Raw genomic sequence first — 16,573 nt, 5'->3', positions numbered from 1 at the left:
CATGTGCAGGATCTTCGGACACTTCGACGCCCAGACCACCCCGCACGAGCTGCGCTCCGTCGCGGCCGCCCAGCGGCACGGCGGCCCGGACGCGCAGACCCACCGGGTGGGCCAGGGCTGGGCGCTGGGCAACAACCGGCTCGCCATCATGGACCTCGACGGCGGCGACCAGCCGTACACGCTCGGCGAAGACATCATCGCCGTGTTCAACGGCGAGATATACAACCACCAGGAGCTGCGCGAGAAACTCCGCGCCCGCGGCCATGCCTTCCACGACACGTGCGACGGGTCGGTCATCCCGGCCCTGTACGCGGAGTACGGACCGGCCTTCGCGGAGCACCTCGACGGCATGTTCGCCATCGCAGTGATCGACCTGCGCGGCGAGCCCACCCTCTGGCTGGCCACCGACGACATCGGCATGAAGTCGCTGTACTACCACTGGGACCCGGCGCGCCGCCGGCTGCACTTCGCGTCCGAGCTGCCCGCGCTGCTCTCCTTCCGCGACGTCCCGGCCGTTCCGTGGGAGGCGGGCCTGGACAGCTACCTGACCACCAAGACGCCGTTCGGCGAGCAGACGATGTTCGAGGGCGTGCAGGTCCTGCCCGCCGCCGCCACAGTGCGGGTCACCCGCGCCGACGGCTTGCGGATCACCCGCCGCAGCCGGCCGGCCCCGGACTTCCCGCACCGCACCGAGGAGGAGGCCGGGGACCACGTACGGCAGCTGCTGACCACCGAGGTGCATCGGCTGACCGAGGCCGACGTGCCGGTGTCCGCCATCACCAGCGGCGGCCTGGACTCCAGCTTCGTCACGATGCTCGCGGCCGAACGGGTCGCGGACCTGCACACGTTCAACATCGCCTACACCGGCACCTGGCCCGGGGACGAACGCCACTTCGCACGCGAAGTGGCCGATCGCGCCGGCTCCGTGCATCACCAGGTCGAGATCGACCCCGCCGGGTTCCCCGCCCTCCTGCCAGACGTGGTGTGGCACCTGGGCCAGCCCAACGCCGACCCCATCACGCTCTCCACCTACGCGCTGTTCGCCTCGGTGCGGGACGCCGGTTTCAAGGTGGCCGTGACCGGCGACGCGGCCGACGAACTCTTCGGTGGCTACGACCGGATCAGCAAGGCCGTGACCGCACCGCCGGGCACCGACTGGATACCCGGTTACGTGGACGCGCTGGCCGCCGTGCCGCACGCCCTGCGCGAGCAGTTGTACGCGCCCGCCTACCGGGACTTCGTCCGTGCCGACGGCCCGGCCCGGGACGACATCGTCCGCGAGCTCCGTACCGGTGCCGGCGACACCATGGATCGGCTGACCCGCTTCGAGATCGAGCGGCGCCTGCCCGCCTACCACCTGCGCCGCGTCGACCACCTGAGCATGTCGGCCTCCGTTGAGGTCCGCCTGCCGTTCTGCCAGCCCAGCGTGGAGCGCTACGCCCGTTCGCTGCCGGCCGCTCTGAAGGTGGACGCCGAACGCCGCAAGAAGGTGCTTTACACGGCCGCCGCCGAGCACCTGCCGACGTCCGTCCTGCACCGCCCCAAGCAGCCGTTCACGCTGCCCGTCACCGCGATGCTGCGTCCCGGACAGCCGCTGATGGAGATGGCGCGGGACGTCCTCGGCGCCGACCGGCTGCGCCGCCGGGGCCAGCTGGACCCGGCCCAGGTGGACCAGCTCTTCCGTACCCAGGCCCAGGCACCGGACGACCGCGCCGCGATGGCCATCTGGTCGCTGCTGATCCACGAACTGTGGCTGGACCAGTTCTGTGCCACGACGGGCCGCGAGCGCCAGGAGGTGGCGGCATGATCGGCTACATCGCACGCGCCATCGGCGCACCGACGCCCACCCTCGTCCTGGACCAGCGGCGGCTGCCGCGCGGGGAGGACGAGCTCCGCTCGGTGCTCACCCGGGTCCGGGACTGGCTGGAGCTCAAGGGGCGGTCGGACATCTTGAAGTTCGCCCTGGTGGAGCCCTCCGACCACCCCATGTTCGACCTCGACTACCGGTTCGTGCAGGGGCTGGCCGCCGGCAACGACCGCTTCGACTTCCAGGGCAGCTGCGGGCACTCCATCCTCGCTTCGGTCGTCGCGGCGGACGGGGAGGCCGCCTGGCTCCCCCGCCTCGCACCGGGCGGCCGGGTCCGCGTACGGGTCCTGAACAACGGCGACCACGTGGTGTGCGAGGTCGACGAGGCGCGCCGGCGCAGCGGCAGCTTCACCGTGCACTTCCTCCAGGACACCGGCGTGCGGCTGAACGACCTGCTGCTGACGCGGGACGCGACGGACCAGTTGCTGACCGGGTCCGGCGTGTACGAGGCGTCCTTGGTGTCCATGGGGAACCCGTACGTCTTCGTCGACGCCGCGGAGTTGGGCATGGCGGACGAGGAGGAGCTGTTCGCCGCGGGCGACGACCTGTTCGCCCGGATGCTGGAGATCCGTGCCGCGGCCGCCGAAGCACTCAAGTGGCCGGTCGACAGCGTCTTCCCGAAGATCGCCGCGGTCGGTGCCTTCACCCCTGGCCGGCTCGCCGTGCGGGCGATCTCCGTACCGAAGTGGCACCCCAGTTTCGCGCTGACGGGCACCACGTGCCTGGCCGCCGCCACCGCCGTCCCGGGGACGGTCACGCATCGGCTGGCACGTGCGGCGGGGCTGTCCCGCGGAGTCATCGAGATCGACACCCCGAGCGGTTCCACCGCGGCCGCCGCATCCGTCGCCGGACGTGGTGACGGCGCCGACACCCTGCACTGGGTCAGCGTCAGCCGCAAGCTCGCCCACCTGGACGAGCCGGCGTGCATCGCCTCGCTGAAGGACTACGACTACAAGGAGGAAACGGCATGGCAACCGCTGGCGGTGTGATCCCCGCGGAGGTGCCCGCGCGCCACGAACTCGCCCAGCAGTACGCCGGGCTGTACGCCACCCTGCAGAGCTGGGCGCTGCCCTCCGATGCCACCGGCGAGCTGCCGGCCGAGGTGTTCACCGCGCTGCGCGAATCCGGCGTGCTCGGCGCTGCGATCAGCATCGAGCACGGTGGCCTCGGCGGCGACGCCCGGCTGACGAACCGGCTGATCGAGCAGGTGGCAGCCGCCGACCCGGCGGTCGCCATCATCCTCTTCCAGCACTACGCGGTCAGCGCGCGTATCGAGGAGTGGGGGACTCCCGCGCAGAAGGCGCGCTACCTGCCCCGGCTGGCGAGTGGGGAGTGGCTGGCGGCGTCCGCGTGGAGCGAGAGCGGCGCCGCCGCCGACAAGCGCAACCTGTCGACCAAGGCCGCCCGCACCGCGGGAGGCTGGGTGCTCGACGGTGCCAAGGCATTCACCACGGGCGCCGGACTGGCCCACCTCTACCTGGTTCTCGCGCAGTCCTCCGAACCGGCAGGCGCGGCGACGACGTACGGCAGTGACGGGCAGACGTTCTACCTGATCGAGTCGGACAACCCGGGTCTGGTCGCCGACACCGGCATGGACCTGGTCGGCATGCGTGCCTCGGCGACGGGCTTCGTCGACCTGCGCTCCTGCCGCGTGGACGACTCCGCCGTGCTGGGCCCGGTCGGCGAGGCGGTACGGATCATCTCGGGCGTGCGGGAGTCGGGGGCCACGCTGGGCGCTGTCTCCCTCGGCATCGCCGAGGCGGCCCGCTCCCTCGCCCTGGCCCACGCCCGGCGCCGCGGGCTGGCCGGCGAACAGGCCGTCGCCTACCGGCTGGTCGACCTCGCTTCGAAGGTGGCGGCGGCCCGCGCCCTGGTCGACAGTGCCGGACGCCGCGACTCAGCGGATCCCGGCACCCTCACGCTGCACAGCAAGCTCGTCGCCTCGCAGACGTGCGAGGACGTCGTCCAGGAAGCCCTCCGTCTACTGGGCAGCGCCGGATTCCTGCGGGAGCACCCGCTGAACAAGCTGGCCAGGGACGCTCGGGCGGTCGGCCTGATGGGGCCGGTCAACGACCTGTGCCGGCGGTTGGTGAGCACGCAGTGGGCCGACTGACCGGACCGCGCGCCACCGCGCCGCCACCGGGGGCCGCCGCCCCCGCCGTACCTCACCTTCCGCCCCGTACGAGTGCTCCGGAGGAACGATGACAGTCACGTACGACCTGGTCGTGTCCAACGCCCGTGTAGTGACCCCGCAAGGCGTGCACCACGGAGGCATAGCCGTCTCGGGCGAGCGCGTGGCCGCGCTGCTCGAACCCGGTGACCGGCCCGAGGCCCGGCGCCACATCGACGCCGCCGGACGCTTCGTGTTGCCGGGCCTGATCGACTCCCACGTCCACTTCCGAACCCCCGGCCTGACCCACAAGGAGGACTGGCACCACGGCAGCCGGGCCGCCGCCGCGGGCGGTATCACCACCGTCATCGACATGCCGAACACGCAGCCGCCGCTGGTCGAACCGGAGGCCGCTGCCGAGAAGGCCGCCATGGTGGCGGGCGAATCGCTGGTCGACTACCGCTTCCACATGGGGGTGACCGCGGACGGCGTGGACAATCTGCGCCGGCTCGAACCGCGCCAGGCGACCTCGGTGAAGGTCTTCATGACGGGTCACCACACCGCCCCCCACATCATCCGCGACCCGGCGGTACTGGCGGACATCTTCGCGATCGCCGCGGAGAAGGGCATCCGTCTCGTGCTGCACGCCGAGGACGACGGAGTCTTCTCACTCCTGGAGGACACCCAGGAGCCCCCCACCGGATACGACGCGTACGAGTCCGCTCATCCGCGCAGCGGCGGCATCGTCGCGGTGTCCCGGGTCATCGAACTGGTCCGCCGGTACGGCACGGCGGCGCACATCCTGCACGTCTCCTCCTCGGAGGAGGCCGACCTGCTCAAGGCCGCACACCGGGCCGGGCTGCCGTTGACCTACGAGGTGACGCCGCACCACCTCTCCTTCTCGGCGCCGGACACCCAGCGGCTGGGGGCCCGTATCCGGCTGCGGCCGGCCATCCGCTGCCTCAAGGACCAGAGCAGGCTGTGGGACGCGGTGATGGACGGCGTGGTCGCCACCGTCGGCAGCGACCACGCGCCGCACACCAAGGAGGAGAAGCTGCTCCCCGCGGCCGACGCGCCGCCGGGGCTGCCGGGCACCCAGGAGATGCTCACCGCCCTGCACACCGGCATGCGGCGCCGCTATCCCCAACTGCCCGCCGAGGACGCGATGCTGCGGATCGCGCAGCTGCTCGCCGAGCGGCCTGCCGAGCTGTTCGGACTGGCCGGGCGCAAGGGCCGGATCGCGGTGGGGATGGATGCGGATCTCACGCTCTTCGACGACGAGGCCGGCTGGCTCATGGACGCCGGTCAGGTGCAGGCGAAGGCCGGGTGGTCGGCATATGAGGGCTGGACGTTCACCGGGCGCGTCCTGGCCACCGTGCGCCGCGGTGAGGTCATCTACGACAGCCGCGACGGCGAGCGGTTCGGCACCCCCACGGGCATCTGGCTGGACGCCGAGCCCGCCGTGCCGGGCCTGCCCACCACTGTGCCCACTGCTGGCTGAAGCGGTCGGGGAGGGGAAACCCCTGAAACCCCGCCCCTCCCCTCCCCGGCACCTCACCGGCCCGCCGGCGTGCCCGGTCCGCCCGGCGTGTCCGGCGCACCCGGCCCCACCAGAGGAGGAACATTGCCCGCCCCTGCCACCGACTTCACCCTGGCCCTGTCCAGAGTCCCCAGCCCGGTCACCGTCGTCACCACCACCGACGCCACCGGCCGGCACTGGGGGTTCACCGCCAGCTCGTTCTCGTCGCTCTCCCTCGACCCGCCGCTCATCCTGGTGTGCCCGGCCAAGTCCGCCGGCTCGCACCGCGCCTTCGTCACCGCGGACCGCTTCATGGTCAACGTCCTGGCGGCCGACCAGGCCGACATCGCCGCCCGCTTCGCCCGCGCCGGGACGGACAAGTTCGCCGGCGGCGAGATGGTGCCGTGCGAATTCGGGCTGCCGGGCCTGCCCTCGGCCGTGGCCCGGCTGGCCTGCACGCGATACGACGTCCTGGACGGCGGGGACCACAGCATCCTGGTCGGCCACGTCGACGCGACCGGCGTGACCGCCCGCGCCCCCCTCGTCTACCACGACCGCGACTTCGCCCGCCCGGCCCCGGCGAAGGAACTGACAGCCGCGCTATGACGACCACGCACCGAAGGAACGGCGCCGAACGAACAGCCCGGCGGGTTGGACCCCACTGCCGGGTACGCGCCGGCGCCTCGCTCGCGACGGCCACTCCCCTCGCAGCGGGGCGCCCGTGCTCCGCACCCCACACGGGCATGACGGCACCGGCTGCCACGCACGGTCAATCGGCGGTGACGTCGTCCGGGTGCACCACCTTCAAGTTGCGGGCGAACGCGTCGAACGCGTCGATGTTCGCGGACACCCACTCGATGTCGTCGCTGACGGTGCGCAGGGACAGGTCGATGCCGTAGGGGTCGACGCGCCACCCGTAGTTGACCGAGATGCCGAGAGATTCACCGCCGCTCGGTACGAAGCGGCGGACGGAGCGTCGCCCCTTGCCGAGGTTGTCGGTGGTGAAATCCACGATCTCGGGACCCTGCACGGCTCCGGGCTCGTCGCGTTGCACCAGCGTGTCCAGCACCTGATCCACCGGCCCTTGCGATGCGGTCGCGTAGCAGAAGAACGGCACGAGCTGCCTGCGGAGGTCCGGAGCGTACGCGAACAGGAACTGCATGGGGATCCTCTGTGGATACTGCTCGGAGATCCCCGCAAGAACGCGCGCCAGCTCCTTCTCCTGCGTTTTGTCGCGAACCCCGTCCACGAGAAGGGCGCAGTGCAACTCGGCGTACTTCTTCGCCCACTTCCGCCGCTGCCGGCCGGCGCCCCTTCCCTCAAGGATGGGGACGGCGATCCACCCGTCCGCCGGGTCTTCGGTGAAGTCGAGTGCGTACGTCGTGCTCATTCTGTGCTCCATCGACAGGATCAGGAGTTCCAGGTGTCCGCTTCTTCGTCCGGGCTGATCCGGATGGTGCGGGCGAATGCGTCGACGTCTTCGAAGGCCTGGAGGATTCGGCTGGCGGAGGGGTCGGACAGGATGATCAGGACGTCCGCCGCTTCCGTGCCCTTCTCGTAGCGCCAGGCGTAACGGAGGCCGACGTGTACTTCGTTGCTGCCCGGATCCGGGTCCTGGTAATAGCGCAGCACCCGCAATCCGGTTCCCAGGTGCGGAGAGTCGAAGTCCTCGACGATGGGGGGTTCGATGGCGTAGCTCGCATCGGCGTGGGTCAGCTCGCGCAGTGCCGTTTCCCGGTCTTCGCCCTCCTCGATCTCCACCAGGTCGACGTAAGCCGGAAGCGGAATGTCCCTGGGGTGCGGGAGGTGCAGGAAGACCTCGAATCCCGGAAAGGCCGGGGGCGCCTTCCTGGCATACATCGCCAGGATGTTGGTCAGCAGGTCGACCTCGTGCGGTTCCGGCTTCTTCGCCGCGAAGTCCTCCCAGAGGCCTTCTGCGAAGTAGCGTGCCCACGCCTCCGGCGACTGCGCCTCTTCGACGTCTTCGAGGCCCGGTTCCGGCCACATGAGTGGGACACGAATCCACGGTGCCAAGCGCATGGCGTGCTTGACGTTGAGCCAGCTCACTCATAACTCCATTTGAAGGTTCCGACCACCGCGTCGAACAGATCGACAAGAACGTCGGTGAACTCGCTGTCGAGATCGCCGTCGCCGGGTGTGGAGAAATTGATGCTGATCCAGCGGCCGGGATCGTCAGCGACGGGGATCACGTACTCGACCCGATGGGTCGGCAGAGCGGTCTGTCGGACCGCCTCGGGTGCCGACTGCAGTTTTTCGGCGTCGGGAGCGGATTTGTAGGAGCGGCGGAGTGCGGGGGCCCGCGCCACTTCGACCTTCTTCGCCGTTCCACCGGGAACGTCCTCGCTGGCCAGTTGAGCGATCACTGCCTGCGGAGGGACGGAACGGTCCTGGCCGATCGGCATTTCCGCAACGATGAACGAGGCCATGAGGAAGATTCCCCCGCGCGGCTGCACGGGGAGGTAGAGGTCAAGTCCGCCATTCCTCTTGGCGGCCCGGGCCTGCTTCTCGATCTGGCGGCGCATGTCCAGCCGGAAGCGCATCGCATCATCCCGGGGGATGCCCTCCGGAACCTGCCCCATGTGCGAGAAGAGGACCTTCTCGAGTGCTTCCTTCGTGCCCTCACGCAAGGGGATGCGAGCCCATCCGGGCGGCAGGACGAGTTCGTAACCACGGGGGGTGGTCCCCTCGACGGGCGGGGGCTGTTGTGCCAGATCGGACATGTTCACGCGGATGCCTGCTTCTTCAGCCGCCAGCCGCCCACCAGGATCGCCAGGGAGGAGAGCACCGAAATCACCGCGAGCCAGCTGTAGCCGATGCCCCCGATGAGGTTCCAGAGCAGGTACATACCGGCGACGATCATGATCGTCTGGGAGAAGTTGGAACCCGTCCGCGGGTTACGGACGAGTTCCCGATTCATGAGGAACAGGACCAACATCAGCACCGGTGCGATCATCAACGGCCACGCCGCGTAATCGTAGGTGAGCCAGTCCATGCCGCCGTACTTGCTGCCGAGGTCCTGGAAAGCGAAGCAGAGGATCGGCACCAATGTGCACGCAGCAAGGAACTTTATGGCCCGGGATTCCTTCGAGCTTTTTGCCGGCATTGTTGCCACTGTCTTCCACTCCCTGGGAGGGTTCGCTTCGGATTTCGCCATGTCCGGTCGTCGCCGGTCGCGTCTTACGTAGGGGTGGTCACCAGCGGCTCCCGACCTCGCGGGTCAGGACATCCTTGGCGTCGCCGTACTGGTCCGCGTAGGGGCCCTTCTCCCCGAGCTTGTCCCCTACGTCCACCGTGGTGGCGGCCCCGTAGTTCAGCTTGAACTTCAGTGCGGCCTTGTCCATCGCATCGGCGGCCTTCACCACCTCGGGGTTCCCGCCGAATTCGGCCCGCATCGCCTTGGCGAACTTGCTCGCGCTGGCGACCTCTCCCTCACCGCTCAGCAGGCGGTCCAGTCGGGTCGTCCCGGGCGTCGTCTCCTTCGCCCCGATCTGGCGCAGCGCCCGTTGGGCGCGAACCGCCTTCGCGCCGCGGGCCGAGTCGGTGCCGTACTTCATGACGTTCTTGTTGAGCAGCTTGCGCAGATTCGCGTACCGCTCGAACCGCCCGGCCCTGGTGGTGGCCTTGAGAGTGGTCGATGCGGCCTTGACGCCCTTCATCGCCACGCTGCCGACACCCAGCGTCGCCAGCGCGAAGACGTCCATGGCGACGTCCGCCCAGTTCCCGTCTCCGGAAAGGGCCAGCATCGTGTGCCCGACGCCGACAAGCGCCGTGAGACTGATGGTGGTCACCGTGATGAGAGTCGCCAGCCATCCGACCGGCGTGAAGAGGAGGGCGACGACTCCGATGATCGTTGCGGCCCAACTCAACACTTCAATGACGGTCTTGATCGTGTCCGCGTGCTCGTGCACCCAGTCCTTGAAGTTCTCCCACCCGCTGTCCTTGATGATGTCCGAGATGTCGTCGCCGATATTCCCGGCGTAGTGCTCGGCGCGGGTGTTGCGGTCGGAGATGACGTCGTTCAGCTGCTTGTGGTAGGTCGCCAGGTGGCTGTCGGGGTCGGACTCCTCCGGCGGCTTCTTGTCGTCCTTCTTCGCCTCGGCCGCCTTCTTCTTCATCTCGGCGGCATGGTGCTCGTCGGCGGTCTTCGCAGCCTTGAGGATTCCGTCCGCCCGCTCCTGGAAGCCTTCCAGATCGTTGGCCCAGTTGCCCAGGTCGCCGACCACGCGTTCGTAGCGGGCCGCAGTCTCGCGGAAGTGCTTCTCCAGCTCGCCGGACTTCTCACGGATCTTGTCGGCGTAGGCACCCTTCAGCGCATCGCCGTCCTCGGCCTGGCGCAGGATGCGCGCCTGGTCGCGGAGGGTCTTGGCGAGGTCCTTCATCCGGGTGACCTCGTGCCGGATGTCCTCCGGATCGCCGGGCACCGGGTCCTTCTCCGCCAGCGGATGCCAGTCGGCCGGGCGGCGCCTGCCCCTACCTGTCCCCATCGGTCACTTTCCCCCGTTTTTTCCGTGCTTCTTCTCGGTTGCGTTCTTCAGATCGAGGTCCCGCTTCTCGAAGTTCTTGAGCGCTCCCTCGACGTGCTTGCCCAGGTCCTCGACGTTGTCGAGCAGTTCGCGTCGGTAGTTGTCCCAGTTGGTGACAAACTCGTCCATCTTTCCGGCGATGCTGTCGTGACCCCAGATGTCGCGTATGTCGTCACGGTGCTTGTCGATGTCGCCGAGGACCTTCTTGATGTCCCGGAGATTGCTCTTCGAAGATTCCAGCAGCGTGTAGTCGACAACCAGCCGATCGTGGCCGCCCATTGGTCCCCCTCCATTTGCGCTTACGTAGTCGACAGCTGTGCGTTGCCGCTCAGCCCACCGGCACAGTCACCGTGAAGGCCTCGCCGCTGCCCAGGTGCAGGAGGCCCTTGCCCGGGGTGACCGGGCCGCCTACTGCGGTGCGGCTGAGGCGTACGCCGATGAGGTCGCCGCTCGAGGTGTCCTGCGGGGACAGCAGCAGGCCGCGCTTGGACTTCTTCAGGTCGACCTGCCAGCCGCTGAAGCCCGAGCAGACGTCGTCCTCGTCGCCGGCGATGACGATGCCGATGCCGCGTTCGGCGCCCCGCGCGGCCAGCCGCTTGAACTCGTCCTCCGCGTCGCAGTCCTCCAGCAGCTCGCCGTCGTCGATGAGGATGACGATCGGGTGCTGCGGGGACGCGGTGGCCACGGCCTCCTGCAGTTCGTCCTCTTCGATGTCGCTGCCGGTGAAGACCGCCAGCACGCCTTCGAGGCCCTTCAGTTCGCGCAGCGGGGACGTCCGCGGCGCGGCGACGACCAGGCGGATGCCGCGGCCGACGTACGTACGCGCCAGGTTCATCAGCACCGTGGAGCGGCCCGACCTCGCCGGGCCCGCGATCACGAACGAACCCTGTGCCAGGTCCGGACCGAAGGCCGTCAGGTCGTCGCCGCCGACGCCCACCAGGCCCCACAGCGGCGAGGCGAACGCCGCCGGGTCGATGTGCTGCCACGCCTGGTCGAAGGTGATACGGCCGGGCAGCGAGTCCACCCGGAAGGGGCGGAGGGACCGCGGCACCTGGGCGTCCCGGCGGGCCGCTCCCTCGCCGATGGCCGCGAGGGCCGCGTTCTGGCCCTGGCCGGTGGCGTCCTCGCTCAGCAGCGCGAACTGGATCTCCGTACCCACCTCGTTGCGGAACGCGCGCCCCGGCGGGATGTCGTCCGGCACCTTGCGGCTGTTGATGCCCAGCATCGAGAAGTCGGTACGGTCCGCGAGGCGCAGGGCGTACTTGTCCTCGGTCAGCGAGGCGATCCGGCCGGTCAGCAGCGTCCTGTCACCCGTGATCACCAGGTGGATGCCGACGCTCGCGCCCTCGCGCATCAGGGTCAGCAGCTCGTCGGTCAGCTCGCCGTGCTCCAGCTCGCCCAGGGAGGTCATCCAGCCCTCCCAGCGGTCGAGCAGCAGCACGATGTGCGGCAGCCGCTGCCCCTCCGGCGTGCCGGCTCGCTGCTCGCCGATGTCCGCGAAGCCGTACTCCGCGAGCAGTTCCTGCCGCTTGCTCGCCTCCGCCGACAGCCGGCGGATCAGGCGGACGGCCCGCTCGCTCTGGTTGCGGCCCACCACGGCGCCGCAGTGCGGCAGCTTGGTCAGGGCGTTCAGCGCGCCGTTGCCGCAGTCGATGCCGTACAGGTGGACGTCGGCGGAGGAGAGGGTGCGGGCCAGGGAGCCCGCGATCGTCCGCAGCACCTGGGAGCGGCCGCTGCGCGGCGCACCGGCGATGAGCAGGTGGCCGAAGGTGGCGAAGTCGATCGCGACCGCGCGGCGGGCCTGGCTCGACGGCAGGTCCTCGATGCCGTACGCCGCCGGGGGCAGCGCGCCCTGTCCCTGCACCGGCGGCAGGTCCTCCGGCAGCAAGGTCTCCGCGAGCGCCGGCAGCCAGGGGCTGTGCTGCTGCGGGATGCGCAGGTGCGCGTTGGCCTCGCGGATGGCGTCGACCAGCACCTTCAGGTCGGTGATCTCCTCTTCCTCGCTCTTGGCGGCCGCGGGCTTCGCCAGCGCGGCGCGGCCCAGGCCGGACCAGTCCAGCTCCCCGGTCCACGGGGCGATGGCCATCGGGTCCACGGTGCCGGGGCGACGGCCGCCGACGCGGCCGGACTGGAAGGGGATGAGGGAGGCCGCGCCGGTACGCACGTAAGCGCGGCCCGGGGTGTTCTTGGAGATGTTGCCGGCCTCGGGCGAGTCGATGACGTCCGAGGACTCGCCGCCGTCGGTGACCCGCAGGGCGATACGGAGGTTGGTGTTGGCCCGGATCTCCGGCGAGACCACACCGGACGGCCGCTGGGTGGCCAGCATCAGGTGGATGCCGAGGGAGCGGCCTCGCTGGGCGATGTTGACCAGGCCGGTGACGAAGTCCGGCAGGTCGCGGACCATGGAGGCGAACTCGTCGATGACGAGGAGGAGTCGGGGCAGCGGTGCCATGCCGGGGTTACGGCGTACCAGGTCCTGGTAGTCCTCGATGTCCTTCGCCCCTACCTGGGCCAGGATGTGCTCGCGGCGGTGCAGTTCGGCGCCGAGCGACTCCAGGGCGCGCTCGACGAGGTGGGCGTCGAGGTCGGTGACCATGCCGACGGTGTGCGGCAGGTGGACGCAGTCCTTGAACGCGCTGCCGCCCTTGTAGTCGACGAGCACGAAGGTCATGTTCTCCGGCGTGTTCGCCACGGCGAGCGCGGCGACGATCGTCTGCAGCAGCTCGGACTTGCCGGAGCCGGTCGTACCCGCGATCAGGCCGTGCGGCCCGTCCTTGCGGATGTCGATGCCGAACGGCCCGTCGTAGGACTCACCGACCATCGCCAGCGTGGACTGCCCGCCGGTCTGCCAGCGGGCGGCCACCGCGTTGGACGTCGGCGGCTCCATCCCGATGACGTCGAGGAGCCGGCTGGCGTCCGGCAGCGCGCTGTCCGTCGTCTCGCCGCTGATGTCGCGCAGCGGGGCGAGCGCCCGCGCCACGCGGGCGCACCAGGCCGGCGAGACGAAGTCGGGCCGGACGCCGAGGATCTTGGCCGCGCCCTCCTGCTGCACGCGCAGCCGCAGCACGGAGGGGTCGATCTGCTCCGTGTTCATGGGCATCGCGGCCACGGGGGCGCCGCTCTGGCTGTCGAGGGAGAGCATCACGGCGGCGGTGTTGGTCAGTGCCGGACTGGTGGGGGCGGGCGACTTGCGTCGCTTGCCCTTCCCCTTGCGGCGCGAGCGGCCGGCCTCGGCCGCCTCCTTCTTGCGCTGCTCGTCCTCGGCGGCCCGCCGCAGCGCTTCGTACGCGTCGCTCGCGCCGCCGCCGGCCTGCCGCTCGTGCCGGGCGTGCCGGGCGTTGCGCGGCTCCGCGATCACGATGCCCTTGCACTCGCCCGGCAGGAAGCGCTCTTCCGCGTCCAGGCAGATCGCGTACATCGATACGGCCGGGCCCTCCTGGAGCAGCCGTACGACGCCGGGCATCGAGCGCAGCCGGCGCGAACCGTCCCAGACCACGACGATGTCGGGGTCGGAGAAGCCCGCCTGACCGCGGTTCTCCTGGGCGACCTTCTGCCGGGCGTCGAGGATCTGGGTGAGTTCGCCGATCCGGGCGCCGACGGTCTCGGCGTCGTTGCCGATGAGGACGTTGGCGTCCTGCGCCGTCGGACGGGCGTGCGGCAGCCAGCGGACCCAGTCCCAACTGGCCTGCGCGTGCGCGTCGGTGAGCACGTAGAACTGCACGTCGAGCGGGCTGTGCAGGGCGGCCGCCTGCGCCACCGTCCACCGCGCCAGGCTGCGCGCGGTCTCGTCGGGGCCGGCGAAGCCGATCACGCCGAGCTGACCCAGGTGCAGGGCGACGGGGGTGTCGGCGATGTCCCAGGTGACCTGGCGCCGGTGGTCGTCCTGCTCGGGGTCGTCGAGGACGACGGCGGAGGGCAGCCGGCCGGTACCCACGCGCAGCAGCAGGTGGTCGGCGTCGCTGCGGCGGCGCTCCCACAGGCGGGTGCGGGGGCCGGTGGCGTTGGCCCAGATGGTGCCGGGGTCCGGGTGGTCGAGGCGGCGGTCACCGCGCTCCAGGACCAGCGCCTCCTGTGCGTCGCGCTCGATCCGGGCCTTGTGTGCCTCGTACTCCTCGACCTGCTTGGCGTGGGACTTGCGGCCGTGCTTCTTGTCCCAGAAGTAGTTGCCGATCATGATCAGCGGGCTGAAGACGGCCATCAGCAGGTACGTCGTACGCCCCATCACCATCGCCATGGTGACGGCCATGACGAGCGGGGACGCCGCCATCAGCCAGGGCAGCGGCCGGGCCTCGTACTCCTTCGGAGGCGAGGGCAGCCGGAACTTGGTGGTGCGCTCCGGCGGGCGCAGCCGCGGCGGGCGGTTGTAGTCGAGGGCCGAGCCGTCGTCGGACCACTTCAGGGCCGCGTCCGGGGGGAGGTAGTGGGAGACGTCGAGCAGGGTGTTGCCGACGGCGAGCTGGGAGCCGACCGGCAGCTGCTGCCCTTCGAGCGGCTTGCCGTCGACGCGCACCTCCAGCTCGGGCTGCGCGTCCCCCTGTGTTGCCGCGCCGGGCTGTCCGCCGGGCTGCCCGCCCGACTGCTCACCGCCGTGCACGACCAGGCGGAGGTCCTCCGCGGAGACCACGTAGAGCGTCATCGCGCGCTGCGGCAGTTCCGGATCGCTGATGACCAGTTGGCAGTTCGGGTTGGAGCCGATGTCGTACCGGCCGATGCCGAGCCGGTAGACGGCGCCCGCGTCGGGCCCGCCGGCCACCCGCACCTCGATGAGACCGGACTGCTCGCCGGGCAGCGTGCCCGAGGGGTCGTCCAGGCTCACCACCGCGCCGTCGCGCAGCGGGGAGGTGGTGACGGTGTGGGCGGGGTCCAGCGCGTAGTTGTCGACGTAGAGCGCGGGGGCGGGGTGCCCGGCGTGCGAGCCGGCACCGCCCCGCACCCGGGCCGCCAACTCCCGGGCCACGGCGTCGATTCGGGTCTCGGGGTCGGCGTCGAGGACGAGGTCTTTGCTGGCGTGCGCATAGGGGTCGACAACGGTCAGCTTCAAACGCACTTAGCTCCTCCTCGAAATACCTCTCTACGAGGAAGAGAATATCGTCCCGACAACTCGGCCACGCACCTCAGTATGTCTCAACAACATCCCGATTTGCTGGGGTTCAATGAGCCTTGCGACGGCACCTGTGTGCACCTGCCTGAGTCAACGACTAGGCTACTCAGCGGCGCGCGCCGAAGAGGTGCGCGCCAAACGCATGCCGGGAGGGGGACCTCGCGGTCATCAACGGAGGGAAGGGGAACGTCATGGCTAAAGACCTTGATGTCACATATGAGGACATGCGGGCCGCGGCGAAGAAGATGAACCGCGAGAAGGAGCGCATCGAGGAGAAGCTCCACGACCTCAAGAGCTACATCGACGGCCTGCTCGAGAAGGGCTTCGTCACCCGGCAGGCGTCGAAGAAGTTCGGTCACGACTTCGAGGAGTTCAAGCAGGGTATGTCGAAGACCAACGAGGGTCTCGACGGCCTGGCCCAGTACCTGGAGAAGGCCGCGGACTCCTTCGAGAACCTCGACCTCGAACTGGGCAAGTAAGGCGGCGACTGCCGCGGTTGAGCCTGCTTGCGCAGAGCGCTCGGGGGTGAGGGTGGTATCGGCCCGGATAGGCCGACACCACCCTCACCCCTTTTTGTTGTTTGCGGCGTCCGACTCCTCTCCATTTTCGTTACATCTCTTACGGTGCAGTCACAAAGTATTCACAAGCGCCAGCACGGAGAAAACGAAAAGACCGGAGGTTCGCCCGCCAAATCGATACATAGCACTTCTGTCCGTTATGACACGGGTTGCCGCGACCACAGTGAGCGGTCGAGCATTTCGTGGATCCGGCCCGCATGACCCCGGTCACAGTCGTGGCGAATTCCGTCGGGAGCAAGAAGCGAAACAGGCAACTGCACGCCGAAAGCTGCACTGTTGAGCGGCAGTTCGAGGGACCGTGCGCGTATCCGCACCGGCCTCCGAATGGGCCGGCGCCGCGGCTGCTGCCGGTGGCGGCGGACGAGTCGGCCTGTACGCCGGGTTCTGTCTCCCGGGGCCCTTGCGGGCCGCGGGGAGGCGGCCATCCATCTAGGGCTGCCGTTGCCGGCAGCCTCGTGCGGTCCACCCGCGGACTCGGGCGGGCAGCCCTCGAACATCCGCGCAGGGCCGTCCGAAGACGGCCCCTCTTGACCTTGCTCCAGGTGGGGTTTACCTAGCCCTCCGAGTCGCCTCGGAGGCTGGTGGTCTCTTACACCACCGTTTCACCCTTACCGGCGCCTTGCGGCACCGGCGGTCTGCTTTCTGTGGCACTGTCCCGCGGGTCACCCCGGGTGGGCGTTACCCACCACCCTGCCCTGTGGAGCCCGGACGTTCCTCGGGGAGGTCCGAAGACCCCCACGCGACCGCCCGGCCGGCTCGTCCGCCGTGCCGACCATGCTACCTGCACGTCACCACCGCCCGCCCCCGGCCGCCGTCCGGCGCCGTTCCTTGACCTTGCCGCAGCGTCAACGTTT

Annotated in this window: 13 protein-coding genes and 1 other RNA gene; 6 read left to right on the top strand and 8 right to left on the bottom strand. The window is 69.7% G+C overall.

What is annotated here, in order from left to right:
* Position 1: 1 nt before the first annotated feature.
* The 5 genes from asnB to IF20_RS15070 all read left to right on the top strand — a co-directional run bounded on the left by asnB (position 2) and on the right by IF20_RS15070 (position 6,102).
* Positions 2-1,807, top strand: a complete 1,806-nt coding sequence (asnB, locus tag IF20_RS15090; protein ID WP_052865669.1) for an asparagine synthase (glutamine-hydrolyzing) — start codon at positions 2-4, stop codon at positions 1,805-1,807.
* A complete protein-coding gene (locus IF20_RS15085; RefSeq protein ID WP_052865668.1) occupies positions 1,804-2,856 on the top strand; it encodes a PrpF domain-containing protein in 1,053 nt (350 codons plus the stop codon). The genes asnB and IF20_RS15085 overlap by 4 nt, the downstream gene beginning before the upstream one ends.
* Positions 2,835-3,980, top strand: coding sequence for an acyl-CoA dehydrogenase family protein (locus IF20_RS15080; RefSeq protein ID WP_110944178.1), 1,146 nt, complete (start codon positions 2,835-2,837; stop codon positions 3,978-3,980). The genes IF20_RS15085 and IF20_RS15080 overlap by 22 nt, the downstream gene beginning before the upstream one ends.
* A gap of 88 nt (positions 3,981-4,068) precedes the next feature.
* On the top strand, positions 4,069-5,478 hold the full coding sequence (locus tag IF20_RS15075) for a dihydroorotase (RefSeq protein ID WP_052865667.1): 1,410 nt from the start codon (positions 4,069-4,071) through the stop codon (positions 5,476-5,478).
* Between the two features lie 123 nt (positions 5,479-5,601).
* On the top strand, positions 5,602-6,102 hold the full coding sequence (locus tag IF20_RS15070; protein ID WP_052865666.1) for a flavin reductase family protein: 501 nt from the start codon (positions 5,602-5,604) through the stop codon (positions 6,100-6,102).
* Positions 6,103-6,265: 163 nt separating this feature from the next.
* Here IF20_RS15070 and IF20_RS15065 read toward each other — a convergent pair whose 3' ends face one another.
* From IF20_RS15065 to IF20_RS15035, 7 genes are read right to left on the bottom strand one after another with little or no spacing between them, the layout of a single operon-like run.
* Positions 6,266-6,886 carry a hypothetical protein gene (locus tag IF20_RS15065; RefSeq protein WP_052865665.1) on the bottom strand — a complete coding sequence of 207 codons (621 nt, stop codon included), beginning with the start codon at positions 6,884-6,886 and terminating at the stop codon, positions 6,266-6,268.
* A 20-nt stretch (positions 6,887-6,906) separates the two neighbouring features.
* Positions 6,907-7,563, bottom strand: a complete 657-nt coding sequence (locus IF20_RS15060) for a hypothetical protein (RefSeq protein ID WP_052865664.1) — start codon at positions 7,561-7,563, stop codon at positions 6,907-6,909.
* Positions 7,560-8,243 carry a hypothetical protein gene (locus IF20_RS15055; RefSeq protein ID WP_199896608.1) on the bottom strand — a complete coding sequence of 228 codons (684 nt, stop codon included), beginning with the start codon at positions 8,241-8,243 and terminating at the stop codon, positions 7,560-7,562. The genes IF20_RS15060 and IF20_RS15055 overlap by 4 nt, the downstream gene beginning before the upstream one ends.
* Positions 8,240-8,671: a hypothetical protein gene (locus IF20_RS15050; RefSeq protein WP_199896607.1), complete on the bottom strand. Its 432-nt coding sequence runs from the start codon at positions 8,669-8,671 to the stop codon at positions 8,240-8,242. Before IF20_RS15050 ends, IF20_RS15055 begins: the two co-directional genes overlap by 4 nt.
* 37 nt (positions 8,672-8,708) lie before the next feature.
* Complete coding sequence (locus IF20_RS15045; protein WP_199896606.1) at positions 8,709-10,001, bottom strand: putative T7SS-secreted protein; 1,293 nt, start codon at positions 9,999-10,001, stop codon at positions 8,709-8,711.
* A 3-nt stretch (positions 10,002-10,004) separates the two neighbouring features.
* Entirely contained in the window at positions 10,005-10,319 is a 315-nt protein-coding gene (locus tag IF20_RS15040; protein ID WP_052865660.1) for a hypothetical protein, read from the bottom strand.
* Positions 10,320-10,368: 49 nt separating this feature from the next.
* Positions 10,369-15,087 carry an FtsK/SpoIIIE domain-containing protein gene (locus tag IF20_RS15035; RefSeq protein ID WP_052865659.1) on the bottom strand — a complete coding sequence of 1,573 codons (4,719 nt, stop codon included), beginning with the start codon at positions 15,085-15,087 and terminating at the stop codon, positions 10,369-10,371.
* 245 nt (positions 15,088-15,332) lie between these two features.
* On the opposite strand from IF20_RS15035, the gene IF20_RS15030 reads away from it, so the two are divergent.
* Positions 15,333-15,620: a WXG100 family type VII secretion target gene (locus IF20_RS15030; RefSeq protein WP_052865658.1), complete on the top strand. Its 288-nt coding sequence runs from the start codon at positions 15,333-15,335 to the stop codon at positions 15,618-15,620.
* Between the two features lie 456 nt (positions 15,621-16,076).
* On the opposite strand, the gene rnpB is transcribed toward IF20_RS15030, so the two are convergent.
* An RNA gene (rnpB, locus tag IF20_RS16485) (RNase P RNA component class A) lies at positions 16,077-16,478 on the bottom strand.
* Positions 16,479-16,573 lie beyond the last annotated feature (95 nt).

The organism is Streptomyces niger (assembly GCF_000718305.1).
Classification (GTDB): Bacteria; Actinomycetota; Actinomycetes; order Streptomycetales; family Streptomycetaceae; genus Streptomyces; species Streptomyces niger.
Note: the sequence above shows the minus strand (reverse complement) of the source record. Positions and strands in the feature narration are given on the sequence as shown.

Coding starts and splice junctions, on each gene's coding strand:
- IF20_RS15075 (WP_052865667.1), top strand. CDS start 4,069: ATGACAGTCACGTACGACCTGGTCGTGTCCAACGCCCGTGTAGTGACC.
- IF20_RS15050 (WP_199896607.1), bottom strand. CDS start 8,671: ATGGCGAAATCCGAAGCGAACCCTCCCAGGGAGTGGAAGACAGTGGCA.
- IF20_RS15085 (WP_052865668.1), top strand. CDS start 1,804: ATGATCGGCTACATCGCACGCGCCATCGGCGCACCGACGCCCACCCTC.
- IF20_RS15040 (WP_052865660.1), bottom strand. CDS start 10,319: ATGGGCGGCCACGATCGGCTGGTTGTCGACTACACGCTGCTGGAATCT.
- asnB (WP_052865669.1), top strand. CDS start 2: ATGTGCAGGATCTTCGGACACTTCGACGCCCAGACCACCCCGCACGAG.
- IF20_RS15080 (WP_110944178.1), top strand. CDS start 2,835: ATGGCAACCGCTGGCGGTGTGATCCCCGCGGAGGTGCCCGCGCGCCAC.
- IF20_RS15030 (WP_052865658.1), top strand. CDS start 15,333: ATGGCTAAAGACCTTGATGTCACATATGAGGACATGCGGGCCGCGGCG.
- IF20_RS15045 (WP_199896606.1), bottom strand. CDS start 10,001: ATGGGGACAGGTAGGGGCAGGCGCCGCCCGGCCGACTGGCATCCGCTG.
- IF20_RS15065 (WP_052865665.1), bottom strand. CDS start 6,886: ATGAGCACGACGTACGCACTCGACTTCACCGAAGACCCGGCGGACGGG.